22 protein-coding genes, 1 tRNA gene and 2 pseudogenes are annotated in these 20,654 nt (G+C 44.2%); 12 read left to right on the forward strand and 13 right to left on the reverse strand.

Annotation, left to right across the window (positions count from 1 at the left end; all coding sequences use genetic code 11):
• Positions 1–37: 37 nt before the first annotated feature.
• Positions 38–1,876, forward strand: a complete 1,839-nt coding sequence (locus tag ACZ45G_RS08740) for a GspE/PulE family protein (protein ID WP_464177079.1) — start codon at positions 38–40, stop codon at positions 1,874–1,876.
• Here the strand turns inward: ACZ45G_RS08740 and ACZ45G_RS08745 are convergent.
• Complete coding sequence (locus ACZ45G_RS08745) at positions 1,852–2,892, reverse strand: LysM peptidoglycan-binding domain-containing protein (protein WP_464177081.1); 1,041 nt, start codon at positions 2,890–2,892, stop codon at positions 1,852–1,854. The two genes, ACZ45G_RS08740 and ACZ45G_RS08745, sit on opposite strands and share 25 nt — an antisense overlap.
• Positions 2,893–3,005: 113 nt before the next feature.
• Between ACZ45G_RS08745 and ACZ45G_RS08750 the strand changes: the two genes are divergently transcribed.
• The 4 genes from ACZ45G_RS08750 to ACZ45G_RS08765 are packed head-to-tail and all read left to right on the forward strand — an operon-like array spanning position 3,006 to position 6,168.
• Complete coding sequence (locus ACZ45G_RS08750) at positions 3,006–3,557, forward strand: HD domain-containing protein (RefSeq protein ID WP_464177083.1); 552 nt, start codon at positions 3,006–3,008, stop codon at positions 3,555–3,557.
• Positions 3,541–4,560 (forward strand): HD-GYP domain-containing protein, encoded by a 1,020-nt coding sequence (locus ACZ45G_RS08755; protein ID WP_464177085.1) that lies wholly within the window; start codon positions 3,541–3,543, stop codon positions 4,558–4,560. Before ACZ45G_RS08750 ends, ACZ45G_RS08755 begins: the two co-directional genes overlap by 17 nt.
• Before the next feature lie 2 nt (positions 4,561–4,562).
• On the forward strand, positions 4,563–5,327 hold the full coding sequence (locus ACZ45G_RS08760) for a motility protein A (protein ID WP_464177087.1): 765 nt from the start codon (positions 4,563–4,565) through the stop codon (positions 5,325–5,327).
• Between the two features lie 25 nt (positions 5,328–5,352).
• On the forward strand, positions 5,353–6,168 hold the full coding sequence (locus tag ACZ45G_RS08765; protein ID WP_464177089.1) for an OmpA/MotB family protein: 816 nt from the start codon (positions 5,353–5,355) through the stop codon (positions 6,166–6,168).
• Between the two features lie 4 nt (positions 6,169–6,172).
• Here the strand turns inward: ACZ45G_RS08765 and ACZ45G_RS08770 are convergent, their stop codons facing one another.
• From ACZ45G_RS08770 to dnaX, 6 genes are read right to left on the reverse strand one after another with little or no spacing between them, the layout of a single operon-like run.
• Positions 6,173–7,015, reverse strand: a complete 843-nt coding sequence (locus ACZ45G_RS08770; protein WP_464177091.1) for an HDOD domain-containing protein — start codon at positions 7,013–7,015, stop codon at positions 6,173–6,175.
• A 2-nt stretch (positions 7,016–7,017) separates the two neighbouring features.
• Positions 7,018–8,898, reverse strand: coding sequence for a GspE/PulE family protein (locus tag ACZ45G_RS08775; protein WP_464177093.1), 1,881 nt, complete (start codon positions 8,896–8,898; stop codon positions 7,018–7,020).
• Entirely contained in the window at positions 8,895–9,356 is a 462-nt protein-coding gene (locus tag ACZ45G_RS08780) for a YkgJ family cysteine cluster protein (RefSeq protein ID WP_464177096.1), read from the reverse strand. The genes ACZ45G_RS08775 and ACZ45G_RS08780 overlap by 4 nt, the downstream gene beginning before the upstream one ends.
• Positions 9,346–9,945, reverse strand: a complete 600-nt coding sequence (gene recR, locus ACZ45G_RS08785) for a recombination mediator RecR (protein WP_464177098.1) — start codon at positions 9,943–9,945, stop codon at positions 9,346–9,348. The genes ACZ45G_RS08780 and recR overlap by 11 nt, the downstream gene beginning before the upstream one ends.
• A 3-nt stretch (positions 9,946–9,948) precedes the next feature.
• On the reverse strand, positions 9,949–10,257 hold the full coding sequence (locus ACZ45G_RS08790) for a YbaB/EbfC family nucleoid-associated protein (protein WP_464177100.1): 309 nt from the start codon (positions 10,255–10,257) through the stop codon (positions 9,949–9,951).
• A gap of 37 nt (positions 10,258–10,294) precedes the next feature.
• The gene (gene dnaX / locus ACZ45G_RS08795) at positions 10,295–12,019 is read right to left on the reverse strand and encodes a DNA polymerase III subunit gamma/tau (protein WP_464177102.1); all 1,725 of its coding nucleotides are present in this window, start codon (positions 12,017–12,019) and stop codon (positions 10,295–10,297) included.
• 775 nt (positions 12,020–12,794) lie between these two features.
• On the opposite strand from dnaX, the gene ACZ45G_RS08800 reads away from it, so the two are divergent.
• Together ACZ45G_RS08800 and tnpA are read left to right on the forward strand one after the other, a co-directional pair.
• Complete coding sequence (locus ACZ45G_RS08800) at positions 12,795–13,019, forward strand: hypothetical protein (RefSeq protein WP_464177104.1); 225 nt, start codon at positions 12,795–12,797, stop codon at positions 13,017–13,019.
• 269 nt (positions 13,020–13,288) lie between these two features.
• Positions 13,289–13,525, forward strand: a pseudogene (tnpA, locus tag ACZ45G_RS08805) (IS200/IS605 family transposase); the annotation flags it as partial.
• A gap of 108 nt (positions 13,526–13,633) precedes the next feature.
• On the opposite strand, the gene ACZ45G_RS08810 reads toward tnpA, so the two are convergent.
• Positions 13,634–14,155 carry a hypothetical protein gene (locus ACZ45G_RS08810; RefSeq protein WP_464177106.1) on the reverse strand — a complete coding sequence of 174 codons (522 nt, stop codon included), beginning with the start codon at positions 14,153–14,155 and terminating at the stop codon, positions 13,634–13,636.
• Positions 14,156–14,377: 222 nt separating this feature from the next.
• Between ACZ45G_RS08810 and ACZ45G_RS08815 the strand changes: the two are divergent.
• Positions 14,378–14,683 (forward strand): annotated as a pseudogene (locus tag ACZ45G_RS08815) (KilA-N domain-containing protein); the annotation flags it as partial.
• A 33-nt stretch (positions 14,684–14,716) separates the two neighbouring features.
• Here ACZ45G_RS08815 and ACZ45G_RS08820 read toward each other — a convergent pair.
• From ACZ45G_RS08820 to ACZ45G_RS08835, 4 genes are all read right to left on the reverse strand, one after another.
• Positions 14,717–15,706 carry a DUF6538 domain-containing protein gene (locus tag ACZ45G_RS08820; protein ID WP_464177108.1) on the reverse strand — a complete coding sequence of 330 codons (990 nt, stop codon included), beginning with the start codon at positions 15,704–15,706 and terminating at the stop codon, positions 14,717–14,719.
• A gap of 119 nt (positions 15,707–15,825) precedes the next feature.
• Positions 15,826–15,915 (reverse strand) — tRNA-Ser (locus tag ACZ45G_RS08825).
• Positions 15,916–15,960: 45 nt separating this feature from the next.
• Positions 15,961–16,713 carry a tRNA1(Val) (adenine(37)-N6)-methyltransferase gene (locus ACZ45G_RS08830; RefSeq protein ID WP_464177111.1) on the reverse strand — a complete coding sequence of 251 codons (753 nt, stop codon included), beginning with the start codon at positions 16,711–16,713 and terminating at the stop codon, positions 15,961–15,963.
• Positions 16,694–17,011: a DciA family protein gene (locus tag ACZ45G_RS08835; protein WP_464177113.1), complete on the reverse strand. Its 318-nt coding sequence runs from the start codon at positions 17,009–17,011 to the stop codon at positions 16,694–16,696. Before ACZ45G_RS08835 ends, ACZ45G_RS08830 begins: the two co-directional genes overlap by 20 nt.
• 300 nt (positions 17,012–17,311) lie before the next feature.
• On the opposite strand from ACZ45G_RS08835, the gene hflK reads away from it, so the two are divergent.
• On the forward strand, positions 17,312–18,403 hold the full coding sequence (hflK, locus tag ACZ45G_RS08840) for an FtsH protease activity modulator HflK (protein WP_464177115.1): 1,092 nt from the start codon (positions 17,312–17,314) through the stop codon (positions 18,401–18,403).
• Positions 18,404–18,405: 2 nt separating this feature from the next.
• The gene (gene hflC, locus ACZ45G_RS08845) at positions 18,406–19,356 is read left to right on the forward strand and encodes a protease modulator HflC (protein ID WP_464177117.1); all 951 of its coding nucleotides are present in this window, start codon (positions 18,406–18,408) and stop codon (positions 19,354–19,356) included.
• A 164-nt stretch (positions 19,357–19,520) separates the two neighbouring features.
• Here the strand turns inward: hflC and ACZ45G_RS08850 are convergent, their stop codons facing one another.
• Positions 19,521–19,640: a 30S ribosomal protein bS22 gene (locus tag ACZ45G_RS08850; RefSeq protein ID WP_464177119.1), complete on the reverse strand. Its 120-nt coding sequence runs from the start codon at positions 19,638–19,640 to the stop codon at positions 19,521–19,523.
• Positions 19,641–19,730: 90 nt separating this feature from the next.
• Between ACZ45G_RS08850 and ACZ45G_RS08855 the strand changes: the two genes are divergently transcribed.
• Both ACZ45G_RS08855 and ACZ45G_RS08860 read left to right on the forward strand, forming a co-directional pair.
• Positions 19,731–20,276 carry a hypothetical protein gene (locus ACZ45G_RS08855; protein WP_464177122.1) on the forward strand — a complete coding sequence of 182 codons (546 nt, stop codon included), beginning with the start codon at positions 19,731–19,733 and terminating at the stop codon, positions 20,274–20,276.
• Between the two features lie 97 nt (positions 20,277–20,373).
• Positions 20,374–20,646, forward strand: a complete 273-nt coding sequence (locus ACZ45G_RS08860; protein WP_464177125.1) for an FmdB family zinc ribbon protein — start codon at positions 20,374–20,376, stop codon at positions 20,644–20,646.
• Positions 20,647–20,654: the final 8 nt, after the last annotated feature.

Here is a 20,654-nt window from a genome sequence, read left to right on the forward strand (position 1 = left end):
ACGTGTACTTTTTTTTCTAAAATAAGGTGAAACCAATATGCAGGACCAGAAAAATCAAAGATTTTGCGCCACCAATATTTGTAAAATTCTTATTGCCGCAAAATTAATTTCAACAGAACAGGCAAAGGGATTGTTGGCCAGGGAAAAAAAGATCAAGGAGCTTCTCTGGGCGCAGGGAAAGGACAATTCCCTGACAGGTGCAGCCAAAAAGAGAGCAATCCTTGAGACATCCTTTATCGATGTTGTTTTGTATTTAAAGATTGAGCGGCTGGATCAGCCTGGCAAGATTATTGATGAAGATTTGATCTATAAGGCAATTGCGGCTGCATTTCGTCTGGAATATATCAAAATAGACCCCCTGAAGCTGGAATTGAATTTAGTAACGGGCACCATTTCAAAATCCTTTGCCCTAAGACACCTTTTGCTGCCCTTAAAAGTGGAAGAGGGTAAGTTGGTGGTGGCTACCCCCGACCCGTTTAATTACGAGGCCATCAAGGACGTGGAAATGGTCTCAAAATTGAAAGTCAAACCCATTGTCAGTTCCAAGTCGGATGTCAAACGATTGATCAATGAGTTTTTTGGATTCCATTATTCTATATCAGCGGCAGAAGATTTGTTTTCCCAAAAGGGGGTTGACCTGGGGAATCTTGAACAATTTGTCAGCCTGACCTCTTTGGATGATCTGCCCGCCACGGATCATCATATTATCAATGCCGTAAATCATTTGTTTACCTATTCCTTTGATCAAAGAGCCAGTGATATCCATATTGAACCCAAACGCGACATTTGTCTGGTGAGAATGCGAATTGACGGTGCCCTCCATACGGTATACAAGCTGCCGAAAAAACTTCACAATGCGGTGGTCAGCCGGATTAAAACCCTTTCCGGGTTGGATATGGCCGAGAAAAGAAGGCCCCAGGATGGCCGGATTAAAATGGGAAAGAAGGATACAGAGGTTGAAATAAGGGTATCTACTATTCCTGTGGCCTTTGGGGAAAAAGTGGTCATGCGGATAATGGATCCGGATATCTTGTTCCAGGACCTTGAGATGCTGGGTTTTTTAAAGGATGATTTTGAGAGGTATAAACGCTTGATCGGTATGCCCTTTGGTATTGTCCTGGTGACAGGCCCTACAGGTTCTGGAAAATCAACCACCCTTTATTCCAGCCTGCGCATGCTCTCTTCTCCCGAGGTGAATATCACCACCGTTGAAGACCCTATTGAAATGGTCCATGAAGAGTTTAATCAGATTTCGGTTCAGCCTGTCATTAACGTCACCTTTGGCTCGGTCCTGCGAAATATTCTCCGCCAGGACCCAGATATCATCATGGTGGGGGAGATCAGGGATCTTGAAACTGCCCAGGCCGCGGTCCAGGCCGCCTTGACCGGTCACCTGGTTTTGTCCACCCTTCATACCAATGATGCGGTTTCAACGGTTTTCCGGCTGCTGGACCTTGGTATTCCGCCCTATCTTATTCATTCTTCCCTGAACGGCATTGTGGCCCAGCGCCTGGTCAGAAAAATCTGTCCTGATTGTGCCCAGACCTTTGAAATGGATGCCCGGGAATTGGCAGACCTGGGGATTCGGGTGCCCCAAAAAGGCCCGGTTTTGCTGACCCATGGGAAAGGATGTGTGAAATGTCGAAATACCGGTTATAAGGGACGGACCGGTATTTATGAAGTCCTTCCCTATTCCGAGGCCCTCAAACGGTTGACCTCCAATGATGCCAGCCTGGAAGAGCTAAGGGCCAAAGCCGTGGAAGAAGGATTGACCCTGCTGCGTCAGAATGGGATTCAAAAAATGCTGGAAGGTCAGACCACCTACCAGGAGATTTTGCGGGTTACCTGGGATCAGTTGACCATATCCCCCGGATGAAGATCACACTTGGACGACAGAATCATGACCGTGGCGGCAATATCTTCTGCGTGGAGTACGATTAATTTGCCTGAATTCAAAGGATCCAGGGGGGGGATGATTTTGGACTTTTGGGTCCAGTTCGAATCGGACCCGTCAAAGGCAGATTTGTTCTCCTGGAGAATTGTGTAAATTTGGCCGGGTTGAACATTGTCCTGTCTGCCTTTGTTGATAAAGGCAATTTGATAATCATTGATCATGACGGTATCTTCTTCTGAACAAACAAGACTGGCATCAATGGGATTTGGGTTTTCCTGAACCGATAATACCGTGTCGCGTTCATAATAATTCATGATTCTGTCACCCACATTGGCATCCCTGTAAGAATTGACGATGATGGCAGTCGCATAGTCACCCTTGTGTTCAAGGATTTTGATTTCTGCTTTAATCAGGTGTTTGATGCCTGTAAATTTCTGGCCATTGAGGGTTTCTTTTATTTTTTGTGTATCAAAGATTTGATACATTTTTCCCGGAATCAGACCACCGATTCCGGTTGGATTGATATAAATAATGTCATTGGCTGACATCATCAGATTCCCGTCTTTTTCTCGAATAATGTTTCCAAGGGAGGGTTCAACATCTCGTTTGATAAATCCAATATGGCTCATTTGTGTGTAGGTAAAGGAGGGGATTATTTTTGGCGGTTTAGTTTTTATAGGTTCAGCCACGGGTGCCACGGGTGGTTTGGGTGGTAGCTGAGATTTTAGGAAAACTTTTATTTTTTTCCCCGGGTATATCCAGTGGGGATTTTTGATTTCCTTGTTCATCTCCCAGAGCCCGGGCCAGTCCCACTGGGAATCATAGAAGCGTTGGGATAGATCCCAGAGGGTATCCCCTTTTTGTATGGTATAGTAAAAACCTGAACCCTCGGCAGGTTCTAAGTCACTGAATTCCTGGGCCCATGCCATGGGGAAAAAGTTAAGGATTAGAAATAGTGTGATGCCCGTGATTGTTGCGATCCCTTTTATTTTATACATGGTGCCTCCCTTGATCTGCATTGGTCCCTTTGAATATCTTGACTTTATTTAAACGGTTGTTCTATAAAAAGTCAAGAATTGTTACTCTTATACCTTAAAATTGGACACAAAAGATGAAATGCATTGCCAATCTGTTTTTTGAAATGAGGATGTTAAAGGATATTGCCCGGTCGGGGTATGCTTTTTTGGGATCGGGTCGTGAAAGTATTGCAGAACATTGTTTTACCATGGCGTTTATCTGTTTTGTCATGTCAAAAATGGATGGGGATATTGATGGGGAAAAACTCATGGCCATGGCGCTGCTGCACGATCTTCCCGAAGCCAGGACCGGTGATCTTAACTATGTCCAGAAAAAATATACAAAGGTCGATGAAGCCAAAGCCATTTCTCATTTGATAAAGCCCCTTGCTTTTGGTAAGGATATCAAATCCCTTATTGAGGAGTTTAACCTGGGTGAAACCCGAGAGGCAAAACTTGCAAAGGATGCGGATCAGCTTTCTTTTGTCCTTGAATTGAAAAAACTTGAGGACACAGGGGGTAGCTCCCCTGAACGCTGGCTGCCCCTGGTCATTGGGCGGTTACAAACCCAAACAGGCCGGCAGATGGCCCAAAGCATCATGGAAACCCAATGGGATGAGTGGTGGACAAATGACTATTCTGAATGAATCAGGAAAAATTACCCAGGGAGAATCCAACGAGACTATGGACAAAGATCTGAGATCATTGCTTAAGGTCCGGGAACAAACTTTGGAAAAAGCCTTTCTTTACCTGGACAAGTTCAAGCAGGAATTGCAAAGTGTTAAACAAGAGCTGACCCAGGAAAAAAACAGCCTGAACAATGCATTAAAACAGATTCATCACATGACCCGCGAACGCAGTCAGATGAAAAAATCTTTACGGCTCATGCGAGAAGCCCTTGGTCAGAATATAACCGGGTTTGAACGGCTTTTGTCAACCCTTATCAGAACGAGGATCGAAGCAAACAGGGGACATGGGGACAGGGTAGCCCATATTGCAGGCTTTATTGCAAAACAATTTGATTTTGATGAAAAAAAGTTGGAGGATATTCGAAAAGCTGCTATGTTGCATGAGGTCGGACTTCTTTTCATGCCGGGTTCGGCATTGGAAAAACAGGAAAAAGACCTTACAGCTTATGAAAATAATATTTGGATTCAATATCCTGTAAAAGGGGCCGATCTTTTAAATGAGTGCCAGGGATTTGAAAACTGTGCCCGGATGATTCGATCTTTAAATGAAAATTCCGACGGGACAGGCTATCCCGACGGATTAAAAAAAAGACATATCCCCTTGGCTTGCCGGATACTTGCCGGGGCCGACGCGTTTGATCGGTTGAAAGATACGGGGGTTAACAGCCTGGAAGAGTTGCTGGCTGCCCTGGAAAATTTATCCGGTTCCCGTCTTGACCCTGTTATTGTGGGGTGGCTTGAAAAATATGCCGTGCTTCACATGGGATCCGATGCATATCGGGTCAGAGGCGTCGGGGTGGAACAGCTTGAACCCGGGATGCGGTTGGGAACAGCCTTGTTTACAACCACTGGAACCAAACTTTTTTCTGTGGACACAGAACTGACACAGGAATCAATTGATAAGATTATACAATATCACCGGGAGTATCCTGTTGATGAAACTGTTTACATAAAGGCTTAATAATGGATATATCTTCGATTATTGGTGTTGTCTCAGGAATGGGGTTTGTACTGGGTACCATACTTTTGGGCGGCAGTATCATGATGTTTGTCAATATTCCGTCTATCCTCATTGTTATGGGGGGAACTGTTGCCGCCACCATGGTCGGTTATCCCTTGTCTGATTTTTTAGGTATGTTTAAAACAGGCATAAAGATTTTTATGTTTAAAATTGAAAAACCAGCAGACATCATTGCCAATCTGATTGAAATATCCAATAAGGCCAGGAAAGGGGGGCTGCTTTCCATAGAAGGGGATATCCAGACCACCCCCGACCCATATCTCGCCCAGGCGCTTCAGATGACAGTGGATGGGGTGAAAACTGGGGATATCGCTGCCATCATGCAAAAAAAGATGTCCCTGACAAAAAAAGGCCTGGACACAGGGGCAGATATTTTTTCGAGCATGGGGGCATATGCCCCGGCCTTTGGGATGATCGGAACCCTGATCGGTCTTGTCCAGATGCTTGCCAACCTGGACGACCCCTCCTCCATCGGTCCCAAGATGGCTGTGGCCATGATCACTACCTTTTACGGGGCTGTTCTTGCCAACCTGTTTTTTATTCCCATGAGCGATAAGCTCATGGGAAGAAATGAAGAAGAGATCACCAATATGAATATTATTTTTGAAGGGATTCTTTCCATCAGAGAAGGGGAACATCCCAAGCTGATGGAAGATAAACTCAAGGTATATATGACAGGTGGCAAAAAAGAAGAAGAAAAAAAATAATAAATTAGAAAAAAGAGAATAAACCATGGCTGATGAAACCGGAGCAGAAGCAGAATCTGAGATGACGCTGTCCCCTCCGCCCGAGGAGGAAAAAAAGGGTGGTGAGGAAGGTGCACCCGCATGGATGGCCACCTTTGCCGATCTTGTTACCCTTTTGATGTGTTTTTTTGTTCTGCTCTTTGCCATGAGTACCACCCAGCAGGAGACCTACAAGGAGTTGGTTCAATCCCTGCGAAGTGCCTTAGGATCCCAGGCCGTGCCTGAGTCGGGCACCAGGGAAGGGTTGACAATGCATGCGGTCCCCTCTGAAGAACCGAGTGAAAACCAGCAGATTGACGAGTTGGGCGGAATGATTGAAAAGGAGATGGAAGAGATCGTTTCCGAGATCAGGGAATTGGTATTGTTCAATAAACTTGGCGGGGAGGTAAGTGTTACCAAGTCCGAAGACGGCGTTGTCATTACCATGTCGGATCTGCTTCTTTTTGCCGAAGGGGGAACCCGGCTGTCGGACAAAGGGCTGGATATTCTTCGAAAGGTGGCATCTGTCCTGTCCAAACTTGCCTACCAGGTAAAGATAAAAGGGCATACAGACAGCGAGCCCATCTCATCGGCTTTTTATCCATCCAATTGGGAGCTTTCCAGTGCCAGGGCATCGACCGTGGTGAGATTATTGGTGGAAAACGGAGTCTCTCCCCGGTATATATCGGCGGAAGGGTATGCCCAGTACCACCCGGTGGCGACCAATGATACGGCCCGGGGACGGGCAAGGAATCGGCGGGTTGAAATTGTATATGAACGGGACAGCATCGCCCGGCAGTTTGCCGATATGGGGGGCAATTAGATGTTCACATGGGCCTTTTTGTCCGGGCATCTTCCAGGGCAATCTCAAGCTCAGCCACCCCGATTTCCGTCATCCCCAGGATATCCGCCTCCTTTGAGCTGATAATTCCTGAAAGATCTGTTTTAGAGGAATTGTCTTCAATCTTGCTGCAGACCCTGTTCACCAGCCTGACAATCAGCAGCAGCATATCTGAAATATCGTATTCATCGGTATGGTGGTCCCGTGCAATGATCCTGTATGTTACCGGCAGATGCCATTTGGTGAGAAGGTTATACCCCATTGCCGAGTGGAGGTTGTCCAGTATTTTGTCAATGAGTTGGGGCGGGGGTTTAAATGCGGCTGTTTTGGACTGAAAAATTTTCTCGATGGCCGTTAAAAGATATAATTTGCCCATGTCATGCAACAGCCCTGCAATGAATGCCTTTGGAAGTAATTCGTCCATGGACAGATATTTGACCGTCCATAGAGATCCAATGGCACAAGAGACAGAGTGGTTCCACAAACGAATTTGGTATGACTTTATTACTGGATGGGATGACCTGAAATTTTTCTGGTGAAGCTCTTTCATGATAATATTGACCATTTCATCCTGTCCCAATCGTACCACTGCATCCTTGATGGTGTCTACACCGCCCAATCCCCTGTAAAAAGGGGAGTTCGCTGTTTTGAGCACCTGTCCGGTCAAGGTGGGATCCGTCCGGATTAATCGGGATAATACCTCAAAATCAGGCGCTTCCTTTATGGCCTCATTTTGTATTGCCATGGCCTTTGGGCTGAGGACAGGCAGGGATTCTTCTTTTTTGATCTGCTGTTTTATGATGTCAATAATGCTGACTTGTCCGGGCATTTTTAAGATACTCCTAACAATCGATTGATCTCGTGGATGGGGCGGGGGGGCAGTAGCTGGGGGATACACCGGAAGGTTTCTTCCAGAGTGGTTATCCCCAGGGAGACTTTTGAAATGGCATCTTCCATCAATGTCACCAGCCCGGCGGTTTCCATACCGATTTTTCTTAAGTCATAGCTGGACCTGCAATCTAAAATAGCTTCCTTAATAAATTCATTAAAAACCAGCAACTCATATACAGCAATCCTGCCCTTATATCCGGTGTAGTTGCATACCGGGCATCCTCTCCCCTTTAACAGGGTGTATTTTTTCATATCATCGGGGCCATATCCCAGAAGTTTCAGGTCCGAGGGAGAGGGGGTATAGGCTTCCGGACAATGGGTGCAGACCTTTCTTAATAGTCTTTGGGCCAGAATACAGACCACTGTGGAAGAGATTAAAAAGGCCTCAATATCCATGTTCATCAGTCGTATCAACCCGCTGATGCTGTCTTCGGTATGAAAGGAGGTCATGACCTTGTGGCCTGTAAGGGCGGCATGAACTGCCACGCCGGCTGAGTAATTGTCCCTGATTTCCCCGATAACGATGACGTCAGGGTCCTGGCGGACAATATGGCGCAGGGTTTCTTCAAAGGTCAGATTAATTTTGGGATCAATGGAGCACTGGGAGATTCCTTCCACCACATATTCCACGGGGTCTTCTGCCGTAATAATGCTGATTTGGGGACTTGCTATTTCAGACACACAAGAATATAGGGTGGTTGTTTTACCTGATCCTGTCGGCCCTGTGATAATCATTACCCCGCTGGGGGTATTTAAAACATCTTTTCTAAATCGCGCGAGCATTTTGGGCTGCATGCCCATGTGATCGAGTTCTAGGATTTGATTTATTCGGTTTAAAATTCGCAGTACAATTTTTTCACCAAACACGGTAACAAAAATAGAGACTCTTAAATCCAGGGAATTGCCCTTGTGTTCAAAGGTCATTCTGCCGTCCTGGTGTCGTCTTCTTTCAGCAATATTGGCTTTGCACAATATTTTGATACGGGCTGCCACCATGGTGGCGGCATTAATGGGAAACATTTTATAGGGAACCAGAATCCCGTCTATGCGATACCTTACCTGAAGCCGCTCTTCAAAGGGTTCAATATGGATATCACTGGCCCCCTGGTCAATGGCGTTGCCAAGGATGGTTTCCACAATACCAATGGCTGTATTCTCATTCACAATAGTTTTGGGTTTGATACTGCCGGAACCCAGTTTTTCCAGCTTTTTTTCGATCATGTTCGGTGCGGCAATCCCAATGATGATATTGTTGCCAAATTGTTTTCTGGCGCTCTGGATATCGGTTTTACTGAAGGGATCTGCAAAGGCAATCAGGATTTTTTCTTCCACCTGTTTTATGGGAAGGAAATTATTGGCCATGCACCACTTGATGGGAATATTTTCAATGACCTTGGGGTTTACATCCTCAACGGACAGGTCAATGAAAGGAAACCCAAGTTGAACAGAGAGGGCATCCATGAAACCACTCTCGGTCATAAACTGGTTTTCAACAATGACCTGTCCCAACCGTTTGTCTTTCTGGTTTTTTTGAATATTGAGTGCAGCCATGAGTCTTTCCTGGCTCAGATATCCCAGTTCAACCAGGAGGTCCCCAATTTTCATGGAAAGGTGATTGTCGCGCAAAACCTCTTTTATCTGTTCCCCGTTGATATATTTCAGATCCTTTAGGGTGTCGATCAGGGTTTTGTCCGATGAAAGTTTTGACTTTACCCGCATGGCATAGGCAGCATTTTGTTCTGTCAAAAGCCCTTTTTTCACCAATAGGGAGACAATCTCACCTGGTTTGTTCTCACCTGGTTTGTTTTCTTCTGGTTTCATGTTTTTGGTGTTTGAATCTCCTGGTTCGGGTTGCCTACAGACAAAGATTGATCCAGTCGTTGGGATTCCTTGGTAACAATTTGTGCGAGGACGTCATGGGGGATATCTCGTTTTATACCCGGGCATGCACTTGCCATTGCATTCCAGTTTTCAGGGTTTTTTATGATGGTTTTAATATAGGGCCATGCCTTGCACATATAAGGTTTTACAGGATGAATCGTGCATTGTTTCTCTGTGTCAAAAAATACACAGGCACCATTGGCTCCAAGGGTTAATACAAGTTTTGAACCGGAATAATCGCAATAGGTTTCAACAAAGGTTGTGGGGTCGGCATTTATAAAAGAGGCGATTTTGAGAATGTCCTGGTCTGTCACATAGGTGCCGCCAAAGCCATTGCAGCATTTTCCGCAGAGCTGGCATTCAAATATATCTTCGGCTGTCTTGTATCTATAATCCATATCGTTTTTCCATTGCCTTTTGCAGTGTTAAGGGATCGACATATTGCAGATCTCCTCCCATGGGAACCCCCGATGCAATCCGTGTGATGGTGATGTCTCTTGATTTAAGCCGATCCAGGATATAGGCAGCGGTTGCTTCTCCTTCAACATCGGTTTTTGTTGCAAGAATAATTTCTTTCACGCGTTTGGGGTCGGCCCGGTTGAATAATTCAGCCAACCGGATATCATCGGGGCCAATACCGTCAATGGGAGACAGGGCGCCCCCCAGGACATGATAGGTCCCGGAAAAGACATGGGCCTTTTCAATGGATGCCATATCTTTAGGATTTTCAACCACACAAATCAAGGAGGGGTCTCGTGTCGGATCTGTGCAGATGCGGCATTGTGGTTGGTCGCTCAAGGCAAAACAGGAAGAACAAAGTCTGACACTGCTTTTGAGCTCAATAATATCCCCTGCAAGTGCGGCAGCCTCATGATCCGGGGCATGGAGAATATGGAGTGCAAGCCGTTCAGCTGTTTTTTTTCCAATACCCGGAAGGGTGGACAGGGAATTGATCAGCTTTATAATTGCCTCTGGATAATGATTCACAGGTTACATGCCGGGGATGTTGAGTCCGCCGGTGAGCTTGCCCATTTCAGCGGAAACCATATCCTGGGATTTTTTCAGGGCATCATTGACAGCGGCCATGACAAGGTCCTGGAGCATTTCAATGTCTTCGGGGTCCACCACTTCTCGTTCAAGTACAATGGATTCGATTTTTTGTCCCCCGTTGGCGATTACTTTTACCATGCCGCCACCGGCAGAGGCTTCAACTGTTTTTATTTTTAGCTCTTCCTGGGTTTTGAGCATTTTTTTCTGAAGTTTCTGGGCCTGTTTCATCATGGAACTCATATTTTGCATGTGGTTAATCTCCTGTGGTATTATGGAATTTTTTTATTTAATAGTTGATGATTTCACCATCAAATATGCGCTGGGCATCAAGAACCAGCGGGTGATTGCGTGCTGCCACCTTCATGTTGGCCTTTTGCTTGTCGGGTTTGGCAATGGATTGGGTTTCGGACATAATAGCTATGTCGAGGTCTTTCCCCAAAAAATTTTTACAAAGGGTCTGTAACTCTCCTTTTTTTGTCTTGAGTCTTGTGGTGTCAAAGGCGGAACAATTATATAACTTTACCTGGACACTCCCGGGGCTTGATTCATCCACCAAGGCTTTTGAGAGCAGGGCAAACATAAAGGGGAATTTTTGTTCAATTTTTTTTAAAAAATTGGGCCAGGTTTTTGGAATTGGTTCCATCGGGGGGGGGGCATAGGTGGCCTGGCTTTCTTCAGTTTGTAAAGCAGTGGTTGCCGCCATTGGCATGGAAGGTGTTTTGGGTGCAATCTCTTCGGGTGCAATCCCTCTGAGTGATGCTTCTTTTCGGGAAGGTTGTTCCAACGACATGGGGGCAGTGTCCGGCGGGGTAGCAGACTGGGTGTATCCGGCAGAGTTTGTCAATTGTTTCGCCAGTTTAGACTCTATCTGTTTGGCCAGAAGATCCAGTTTGCCGATGATCTGGTCCAGTTGTGCCCCGGGGCTGATCTGGATAAGTTTGAGCAGAACCATTTCCACTGCTGTTTTTGTATGGGAAGAAAATTTTACCAGGGATTCTTCATTCAAAAGCAATTGCAGCAGCATCCCCAGGTAGTCAGGGTGCAATTGAGTTACTGCCTGGGCCAGGGTCTTTTTTTCAAGATCGGTGATATTTATCGCTGAATTGTCCTGCCCGCAAAGTTTGATGACATTTAAATTTCGAAAATGAAGAATGATGTCTGAAAAAAACTTTTTCAAATCGAGGCCAGAATCATTTACCATATCAACGATATGGATCAATTTTGCCCCATCCTTTAGAAACACAGCCGATGAAATATCGTGCATCACTCGTCTGTCCATCACCCCAAGGTTGTCTACCACCTTTTGATGATCAATCATTTTATCCGGGCAAGCGGACATTATTCTGTCAAGAAGGCTTAAAGAATCCCTGATGGACCCGTCTGCTTCCAGGGATATCAAGTCCAGGCTCTCCTTTTCGATGGCAAAGCCTTCTTTTTCACACAAGATTTTAAGGTGATCGGAAATTTCTTCCAGAAGAATTCTGCCAAGGTCATGGCGCTGGCACCGGGATAAAATAGTGGCGGGTATCTTGTGCACTTCAGTGGTGGCAAAGATGAACATCACATGGTCCGGGGGCTCTTCCAGGGTTTTCAATAATGCGTTAAAGGCCGCCGTGGACAGCATGTGCACTTCATCAATAATATATATTTTGTAGGAAGCTGTGGCCGGCATATAGGTGACGTTTTCCCGAAGATCCCTGATCTGGTCCACACTGTTATTGGAGGCACCGTCAATTTCAAAAACATCGGAACAATGTCCTTCAACGATGTCCCTGCAGATTTTACAGGTGTTACAGGGGGTTGGGGTGGGCCCGGTGCTACAGTTCATGGCTTTGGCCAAAATTCTGGCAATGGTGGTCTTGCCGGTACCCCTAGGGCCGGTAAATAAAATGGCGTGGGCAACACGATCCGCTGTGATGGCATTTTTAAGGGTGCGGGTTACATGGGACTGACCCACAACTTCATCAAATGTTTGGGGCCGATATTTTAATGCTAATACTTGATATGACATGGATGTCCGCTAATTTCTGTGTGGCGGAGAGGGGGGATTCGACCTTATCGAATTGCAAGCCTCACCTAACCAGCTGTAATTACTCTATATTTTTAAAATCCATTCGCAAGCCGTTTATTCCAAAGTGTATGGCAAAAGTGTATATCAATTCCTTTTGGATACTCCCCTCCCACAGAAACTTTATACACTGCTTCACCCAGAAAAATCAAGCCCTATCCCCGTGGCATTTCAGACGCTTGTTTCCCTTTTAGCAGCAGAATCCAGAGTAGACTCATGGGATAGAAGATTTATATGCCCCTGTTGTGGCAAAAGTCATAGGTAAACTTGGAAGTAGGAGCAGAGCAAGGGCAAATATCCGGCAAACAAAAAGATAATACCACTTCAATTGCCAAAACCATATCAGCATTATTCCGCTGCCAAATACGGGGAAGCATTAACAGCTGTCATGCAATATGATTCGGGTTCTGACTATAGCCAGTAAACAGCTCCTATCTTGCATAATTTTTATAAAAAACACTCTGGAAGAATGGCCGGACATGACACCCTTGGCAAATATAATTGAATAAAATTATCAAGGCTGAAAAAACCTGTATACCATATATAGGGGTGCTAAAATTCTGTCTGGACTGAGTTTTTAAAATACCAGTTCACGCCCATACCCAAGCCAGTGAAAACTAATTCATGCGTCGGCACTGTTTTCCCCATAGATTCCTTGACAAAAAATAAAGGTGTGTTTTATACTCCAGCATCTTTTAACAATTTTCGAGGAGAAATAATGAAATTTATTAAATTTTCACTATTTTTATGTTGTGGTCTGACATTATTTATCAGTGCCTGTTCCTCTTCCCAGGATAAAGCATACAAGGCACAGGGAAACGTTTCCAAGGAGAGAATTGCACTGGTAAATCAGTATCAGGAATGCGTTAAAAAAGCAACGGAAGCGGGTACTGACAAAGAGGTATGTGAAACATACCTAAAGGCAGCAGAAGCGCTCAAGTAATATAAAAAATACAGATAGAAAAGGGATTGAAAATAAATTTCCATCCCTTTTCTTATTTAAGGTCTCTGTGAACCATTTATTTTTCATCCTTCCCAGTATCGGCCATCATGCTTGAGTCTGGTGTATTTATCATTCACCTCCCCTTCGATTTTGCCCCTCAGGAGTTTGGATTCTTCGGGTAAGCTTTTTTCCTTGGCTGCAAACTGAACTTCGCCGCCAAGGAAGTCCTGGAGGCTTTCATCCGGGGCTTTTGTCCAAGTGCACCTGGAATGTTATCAATCCCTCCGAAATATGCAGTGTCTCAAGTTGTCGGCTATATCAAAGGGAAAAGCGCAATACATATTGCCAGAACGTATGCAGGACGGCGGCATAATTTTACAGGCCAAAATTTTTGGGCCAGGGGGTATTTTGTATCAACAGTCGGCAGAGATGAAGAGACTGTAAAGAAATACATCAAGAAACAAGAAGATGCCGACCGGAAAATAGACCAGTTGAAACTATTTTGACCACCTTTAGGTGGTTCATGTTTTTATGACCGCTTTGAGCGGTTCACAATACAAGCCTCCGGCTTTGCCGGGGGTATGGTGACTGGCTTTCGCCTCCATCTCATTTCGTTATTTTACCAAGGGGATCTGTGCTGCGAGGTTATATTTTATTGCGGCCCGAATTTTGCTCTCGATCTGCAGATTGAGAAGGACTTTCTTGGGAGGCAGAACCTTCGCAAGTTTTGGAACGTAGGACGACTGAAGCTCACTCTCAGCCGCCTGGATGCTGACCAATTCAGCCGTCAGTGTCTTGGCAGTTTCATCGGTAATGGTATCTGTCATGTAGACGTTGGCATAGCTCTCGATGAGGCCGAGGATTCGCTGATTGATCGCCATCAGGTCCTTCTGATACCCTTCATAGATCGGCCAGAATCCTTTGGCCTCGGACTCGGTTAGCTGCATGTTGTCCGCCACGAGCAACTTCTTGTCCGACTTGACCTTGTCAAGAAGAATCTGCATGTTATCCGCCGGCATGTCCTCGGATACAGCCTGCGAAACGGTTAAGATCATCATCATTGTCATGATTGCCAGAATTAAAGTTGCCAAATTTTTTCTTTTCATTTTTTTCTTTTCCTTGTTTTGATTTGCCATATCAAAAAACCTAATATAATACATTCCTGCATCTGGATGACAAACTGATTTACAGTATTTTAGGGAACAGCAACGATTAAAGAATTTGATCTATAAATCAGTATCAATATTTAGAATTTGTGTAAAGAAATATTCAATTATATTTGACCTAACGCAACCAAATGAATAAATTCTCCATTAAATAATTGGAGATAAAAGGAAGGGTATACCCGTTCTAATATGATGCTGATTTTGCCCATACATCCGCACCATTGGCAACGGCAGCAGAACCACCATAACCAGTCTACCCAGAGTAAAGAAGACAATAAAATCAATCTGACAGACATGTGGAGAGCAGAGGATGGTAAAAATTCTCAAAGACCTGTACGCTGGTTAGCTCAGATTGACACAGTTAAGTTTCTGGAAACACTTGAGAATAAACTCAAAGTACCTGGGAAGGACTTTGACCTTGTGACTACAAAAAGAGGTGGAACCAACCCCGGAACCTGGGGGCATTATCAAGTTGCCCTGGCATATGCAAAATACCTTTCCCTGAATTTCATATCTGGTGCAATGAAGTTGTTAAGTGTATGTGAACTCCAGCCGTTTGTTGATTGTCTTTACAGCAAGGGTTTTCTTATGCTCTATTTCCACAGCCTCAAGAAGAGTCGTACCTTTTGGGATTTTATTTGCTGGTGGAAGCCTTCTGAGTTTATCCTTGTAATCTACCATCGTATCTCTGTTTATGGTTGATATTGGTGTGTCTTCTCCTATAAGTTCTGCAAAAGCCATTAAAGCATTTTCAATCTCTCCAGGGGTTTTTCCTGACCACCGTTTATCCTCAATTCCCTCAGCTATATATTTGGGTATCAATTCTTTTATGGTGATCAGTTTTTTCGCATCTGTTACAACAGCAGAGGGTTTGGGGAGGCTTTCTTTTGGTGTTTCTTCAAATTTGTCTGAATAATGCCCATCCAGTCTTTTTTGATAATGTTCAACCCCCAGGAGTTCAGCCCTCATAAACCCTTGGCAAAGTTTTGAATATTTTAAGGAGGTCTTGTTTATCTCAGATGTATTTATTCCTTGTTGGATCAACACATCATCCACCTTCTGTTCAATTGAGACATTGTCTCCATTCCAATCTGGTATTGCTTTTTCAGAATAATTTCCAGAAGCCAGGCTTTCAAGGAGCCAATCTCTGTAACCACCTGACCACTGGTATTCAGTCTCCCTTGGTGTCTGAGTCTCAGGAGGCATGTTTTTGTCATATTGGCCATACATAACAGGGATATCATACTGCTCAAATAGCCTGTCCTTGTAGTCCTTTAGCAGTCTTTGAATTTGTTCTTTTGAAAGATCCATCTTGTTTGATCGTATGTCCCTAAAAAGTAACTGAAACTGTCCAGCCATATACCTTGCTTTGGTCTTGGCATCAGCTAAATTACCTGTTTCAAGGGAAGACCTCAACTCTTTTCTGAAGATTGTAGGCTGTAGGTTTAAGGGGACCTTGATCCTGAAACAATAGGAGTACGGATTTTTGATCAGGTAAGAAGGGGAGTTGCCTGTTTCCATTTTAATCCTCCATTTACACAAAGTGTGTAAGTCAAGTGTGTAACACATGATGGACTAAAAATATCAGGCTTTTTAACTAAAAAAAGCCACTGTAATTACAGTAGCTTATATAACTTTGCTGGCGGAGAGGGGGGGATTCGAACCCCCGGTACCCGTTAAGATACACACGCTTTCCAGGCGTGCACCTTCAGCCGCTCGGTCACCTCTCCGCAGTCAATTAATTCAAGGAAAAATAGACTCTTTTTTGCCTTGTGTCAAGGTTTAAACATGGCCGCATATTCATTTGTTGGATTGTTTTGGTTATCATATATGTACAAAGGCGGGCGGACAATGCAGTTTCCGTGGCCCTCTTTAAGGCCTGAGACCAGTATCAGCTTGGCTATTTTGTTTTTTTTAGTGTGAACAAATTGAATCCAGTCCAGTTGAAAATTATGGGACATAAGGCCTGGAATAATATCTTGTAACCGGCCCGCCGGATATATAAAAAGGATCTGCCCCCGGGGTTTCAAAAGCCTTTGGGCGCTTGAAAAAAATTGTGACAGTTCAAGCCTTATCTCATGTCTGGCAATCGCTCGTTGGATATTTGGGTTCAGTCGCCCGGTATCCTTTTTTTTATAGGGGGGGTTGGAAACGATAATATCGGCAAGCCCTTGGTTATCATAAGATTGGTTATCACAAGATTGGATGTCAAAAGAAGTAGTGGAACGAATATCTTTCTTCAAAATTTGGATTCGGTCCGACATCTGGTTCTCATCGATATTTTTTGTTGCCAGTTCGGCCAGCTGGGACTGAATTTCAATACCGATGATGTGGACATCCCTGTGTCGAAAGCCGAGAATTAAAGGGATAATACCGCAACCACATCCAATATCAATGATTTTACATCCAGGGTGTGGCATCACCTGGGCGGCAAGGATAACAGGGTCCATGGAATACCGATACCCTTCTGCCGGCTGGTGAATTTTTATCTGGTTTTCAAAAAAAGTGTCAACTGTGAATTTTACCAATTTTAAACCGAATCTGTCGGACAATATCTTTGTCCATCTGTTTATTGAGCGTCGCAATTATCTCACGTTCAAGAAATTTGAGCTGATGAATCCAGGCGGAACTTGAGACATTGACCGTAAGCTGACCATCCTTAAAGGCGTCTGGCTTGGCATTCATTGCAACGGGCCTGCCCACGGCGCAATCCCAGATATCCCATATCCGGGCCATGTCCATATCCCTGGCAGGTCTGTATCTTCCCAGAGCCGAGCCTAGGATGTCGCTGATATGAATGAGCTTGCTGTCTTTTCTTTTTGTCATTTGCGTTTTTTGTGTACCTGATATATTTGACCCAATATGTTTGATCTGGATACCTGTCGGGTTGATTCTTTTCTTCCTGTAATTTGTTTTTAATACCACATCCTATTTATGGAATATACCCCAATTTTTTTTAAATAGGGTGCTTTGAAATTAAAGGCTGACCCGTGCAATAATCAAATAATTATTGCCTTTTAGGGTTGATAATTATAAAAACGGTTATAGTTTTTCTATAAAATTATATTAAAATATTGGGCAAATTATGAGAAGGTTTATTAATAATCATTTACACAGGATTTATCTATGAATTGGGATTGGGAAAAGCTACGGGATAACCAGCAAAAGTATGAGAAAAAACAGGGGGGTAGTGGCCCGGGTATACCCAGGCCACCCCAGATGGATGAACTCCTCAATAAATTTAAAGGGTTTCAATTCCCTGGGGTTTTTTTGGTGGGTCTTATCCTTATCGCCCTATTTTTTGGATCCTCTACCTTCTTTACAGTGGATCGAAATGAGGTGGGGGTGATCCAGCGATTTGGCAAATATAACAGACTTGCCCAGCCCGGGTTGAATTTTAAGTTGCCCTCGGGTATCGAAAAAGTGACCAAGGTCAATGTTAAAACTCCGGAAACAGAAGAATTTGGTTTTAACACCTATGGTGCAAGTGATAAATACCGGACATCGGCAGCCACTCCGAGGCAGGAATCTTCTTTGATGCTGACCGGAGATTTAAATGTTGCCGTGATTCCCTGGATTGTCCAGTACCGACGGGCAGACCCCCGGGCCTATCTTTTTAACGTCAAGAATGTCAACTCCTTGCTTCGAAGTATGTCAGAGTCAACCATGAGAACCGTTGTGGGGGACAGGAGCATCAACGAAGTGATTTCCAGTCGTGAGGAAATTGCCCTGGCTGCCAAGGAGATGCTTCAAAAGGAAATGGACAATTACGAAGCCGGTATCAGTATTGTCAACATAGAGATGAAAAAGACCAATGTGCCGGAACCGGTTCAGGCATCGTTCAATGAAGTAAACCAGGCTATTCAGGAAAAAGAACAGACCATATACAAGGCCAGGGAAGAATATAACAAGGCGGTTCCCCTTGCAAGGGGTGAGGCCAAGCGGTTGATTCTGGATGCAGAAGGGTATGCCATTGACCGTGTTAACCGTGCCCAGGGTGATGCAACCAAATTTAAAGCGGTTTATGACGCCTATGCCCAGGCAAAGGAAGTGACCAAAAAACGGATGTATCTTGAGGCCATGCTGGAAATCATCCCAAATCTTGGCTCAAAATATATAATTGATTCTGATCAGAAAAATCTATTGCCGTTTTTAAATTTGGGGACCAATGGATCAAATCTGGTCTCTCCGGATAAACTCCTTCGGAAGGGTGAATAACGATGAATAGCAACACGATAAAAATAATGATTGTGACGGTGGTTGCGGCTGCCCTTGTACTGGTCTTTAGTTCGGCCTACGTGGTGGATGAGACCGAGCAGGTGGTGATTACCCAGTTTGGTAGGATTGTTGGGGAGCCTGTCAAGGAACCCGGTTTAAAATTTAAGACACCCTTTATTCAAACGGCCAACTATTTCCCCAAAAACCTGTTGGAATGGGATGGCGATCCAGGCCAGGTGCCCACAAAGGATAAAACCTATATCTGGGTGGATACTTTTGCACGGTGGAAAATTTCTGATCCCGTTCTCTATTTCCAGACAGTAAAAGATGAATTTTCCGCCCTAAAGCGTCTGGACGACATTATAGATCCTGCCATGCGGAACCTTATCACCTCATATCCCCTGGTCGAAACGGTTCGAAATACAGACCGAGCCATGGATACCTTTGATGTTGCCGACGATGATGAAAATAAGAACAGGCGTGTCCGGTATCAGGTTGATCTGGGTCGGGATGAAATCACCCGTCGGATTGTGGCCCAGTCCAGAACAAAGCTTGAGGAATTTGGTATAGAACTTGTGGATATGAAAATTAAGCGGGTCAATTATATCGACAGTGTTAGGCGTTCTGTCTACGACCGGATGATTGCAGAAAGAAACCAGATCGCTGAAAAATTTCGTGCGGAAGGAAAGGGAGAGGCTAGTAATATAAGGGGTGAAAAGGAAAAAGAGCTCCAGAAAATAAAATCAGAGGCCTATCGAACTGCCCAGGAAACCAAGGGTCATGCCGATGCAAAAGCCACTCAGATATATGCGGATGCATACGGGGTGGATCCGGACTTTTATGCCTTCCAGAAAACAATGGAAGTTTACAAAAAGAGTCTCTCCAAGGACAGTTCGCTGATTCTTTCCACGGATTCGGATTTGATGAAATACATGAAGGGTGTTGGTAATTAGAATGATCGGCAATTATGCCATCGGATCGGCAATGATGCCATCGGGCAGGCAATTGTGCTGCCATTGTTAGAAATTTAAACGGATAGAAAATAAAAATGGGTTTGAGTATTGAGTTGGGTGTTTGCAACTCAATACTCCCCCCAAAATCGTACATGGTCTTTTGGCTATTTTTTCTTTCTCTGGTGTCTGGTTTTAGCAAGGAGTTTTCTGTGCTTATGCTTGCGCATTTTTTTCCGTCTCTTTTTAATAACACTACCCAAAAAAATCACCTCCTTTAAGATCATTTTATTTTATATATTGTTCATATTAGCTAAATAGCTACCATATCATAGTATTTCAGTAAATGTCCAATCCTTTATTTAACAGGTAGCGCTATGCAGGCATATAGATATTTTAACGACCAAGACCTGGAAAGGGTAGATCGGGCGGTTCTGATGGCTGAAGAACTGGTGAATGATTTTTTTAAACTCTCTTCCGGGCAATATTTAAAAAACAGGTATGATATTAAAACAGCCAAGGACCTGGCCGTCCATGAGCGGGTTTGCGGTCCCTTTGCCCAGGTTGTAAAATATGAAGGTCGTAAAGAAGAAGATTCCCTGGGATCCTCTTCTTTTAGTCTGTATAAGGTCTGTCTTCAAGACTCTGCCATTCTGTCCGTGGTGGAAAAGGATAAAACACTAGTGTTGGATCCTTTCCTTTTATATGTTCTCACCCATGAGTTGGTGCATGTTGCAAGATTTTTACGGTTTGAGCATCGATATGAAAATGTCGGGGAAGCCGATCTTACTTTGGCTGAAGAAAGACGCGTCCATGATTTGACCTATTCAATTTTGCGCAGGATTTCCATTCCAGGTCTTTCAAAAGTATTTCTTTTCTATGAAGAATGGCGTGGAGGTCATAGAGGGGGAGAAACAAGGTAAAAATTTTGGAGGATCTGTCTTGACAAGGATGAAAGACTAATTATTTTATCTTTGATTTTTCAAGCAGGAACAAAGAAAAGTGGAGAAGTAAAAGAAAATGCCAGTTTATGAGTATCAATGTACCGTCTGTGGGCAAGTGGAAGAAGCATTTCAAAAAATTTCAGAACCCCCCCTTGAGATTTGTTCTCACTGCCAGGGTCATTTGAAAAAGATTATCTCCCAGAGTACCTTTCATTTAAAAGGCTCCGGTTGGTATGTCACTGACTATGGCGGGAAAAAGGCCGGGACTGAAACCAAGAAAAAGTCATCAGCCAAGCCTATCGAACAAACTAAGACAACTTCTGAGAAATCAAGCGATTCTGCAAAATAGAAGTTGGT

The organism is Desulfoconvexum algidum (genome assembly GCF_055382125.1).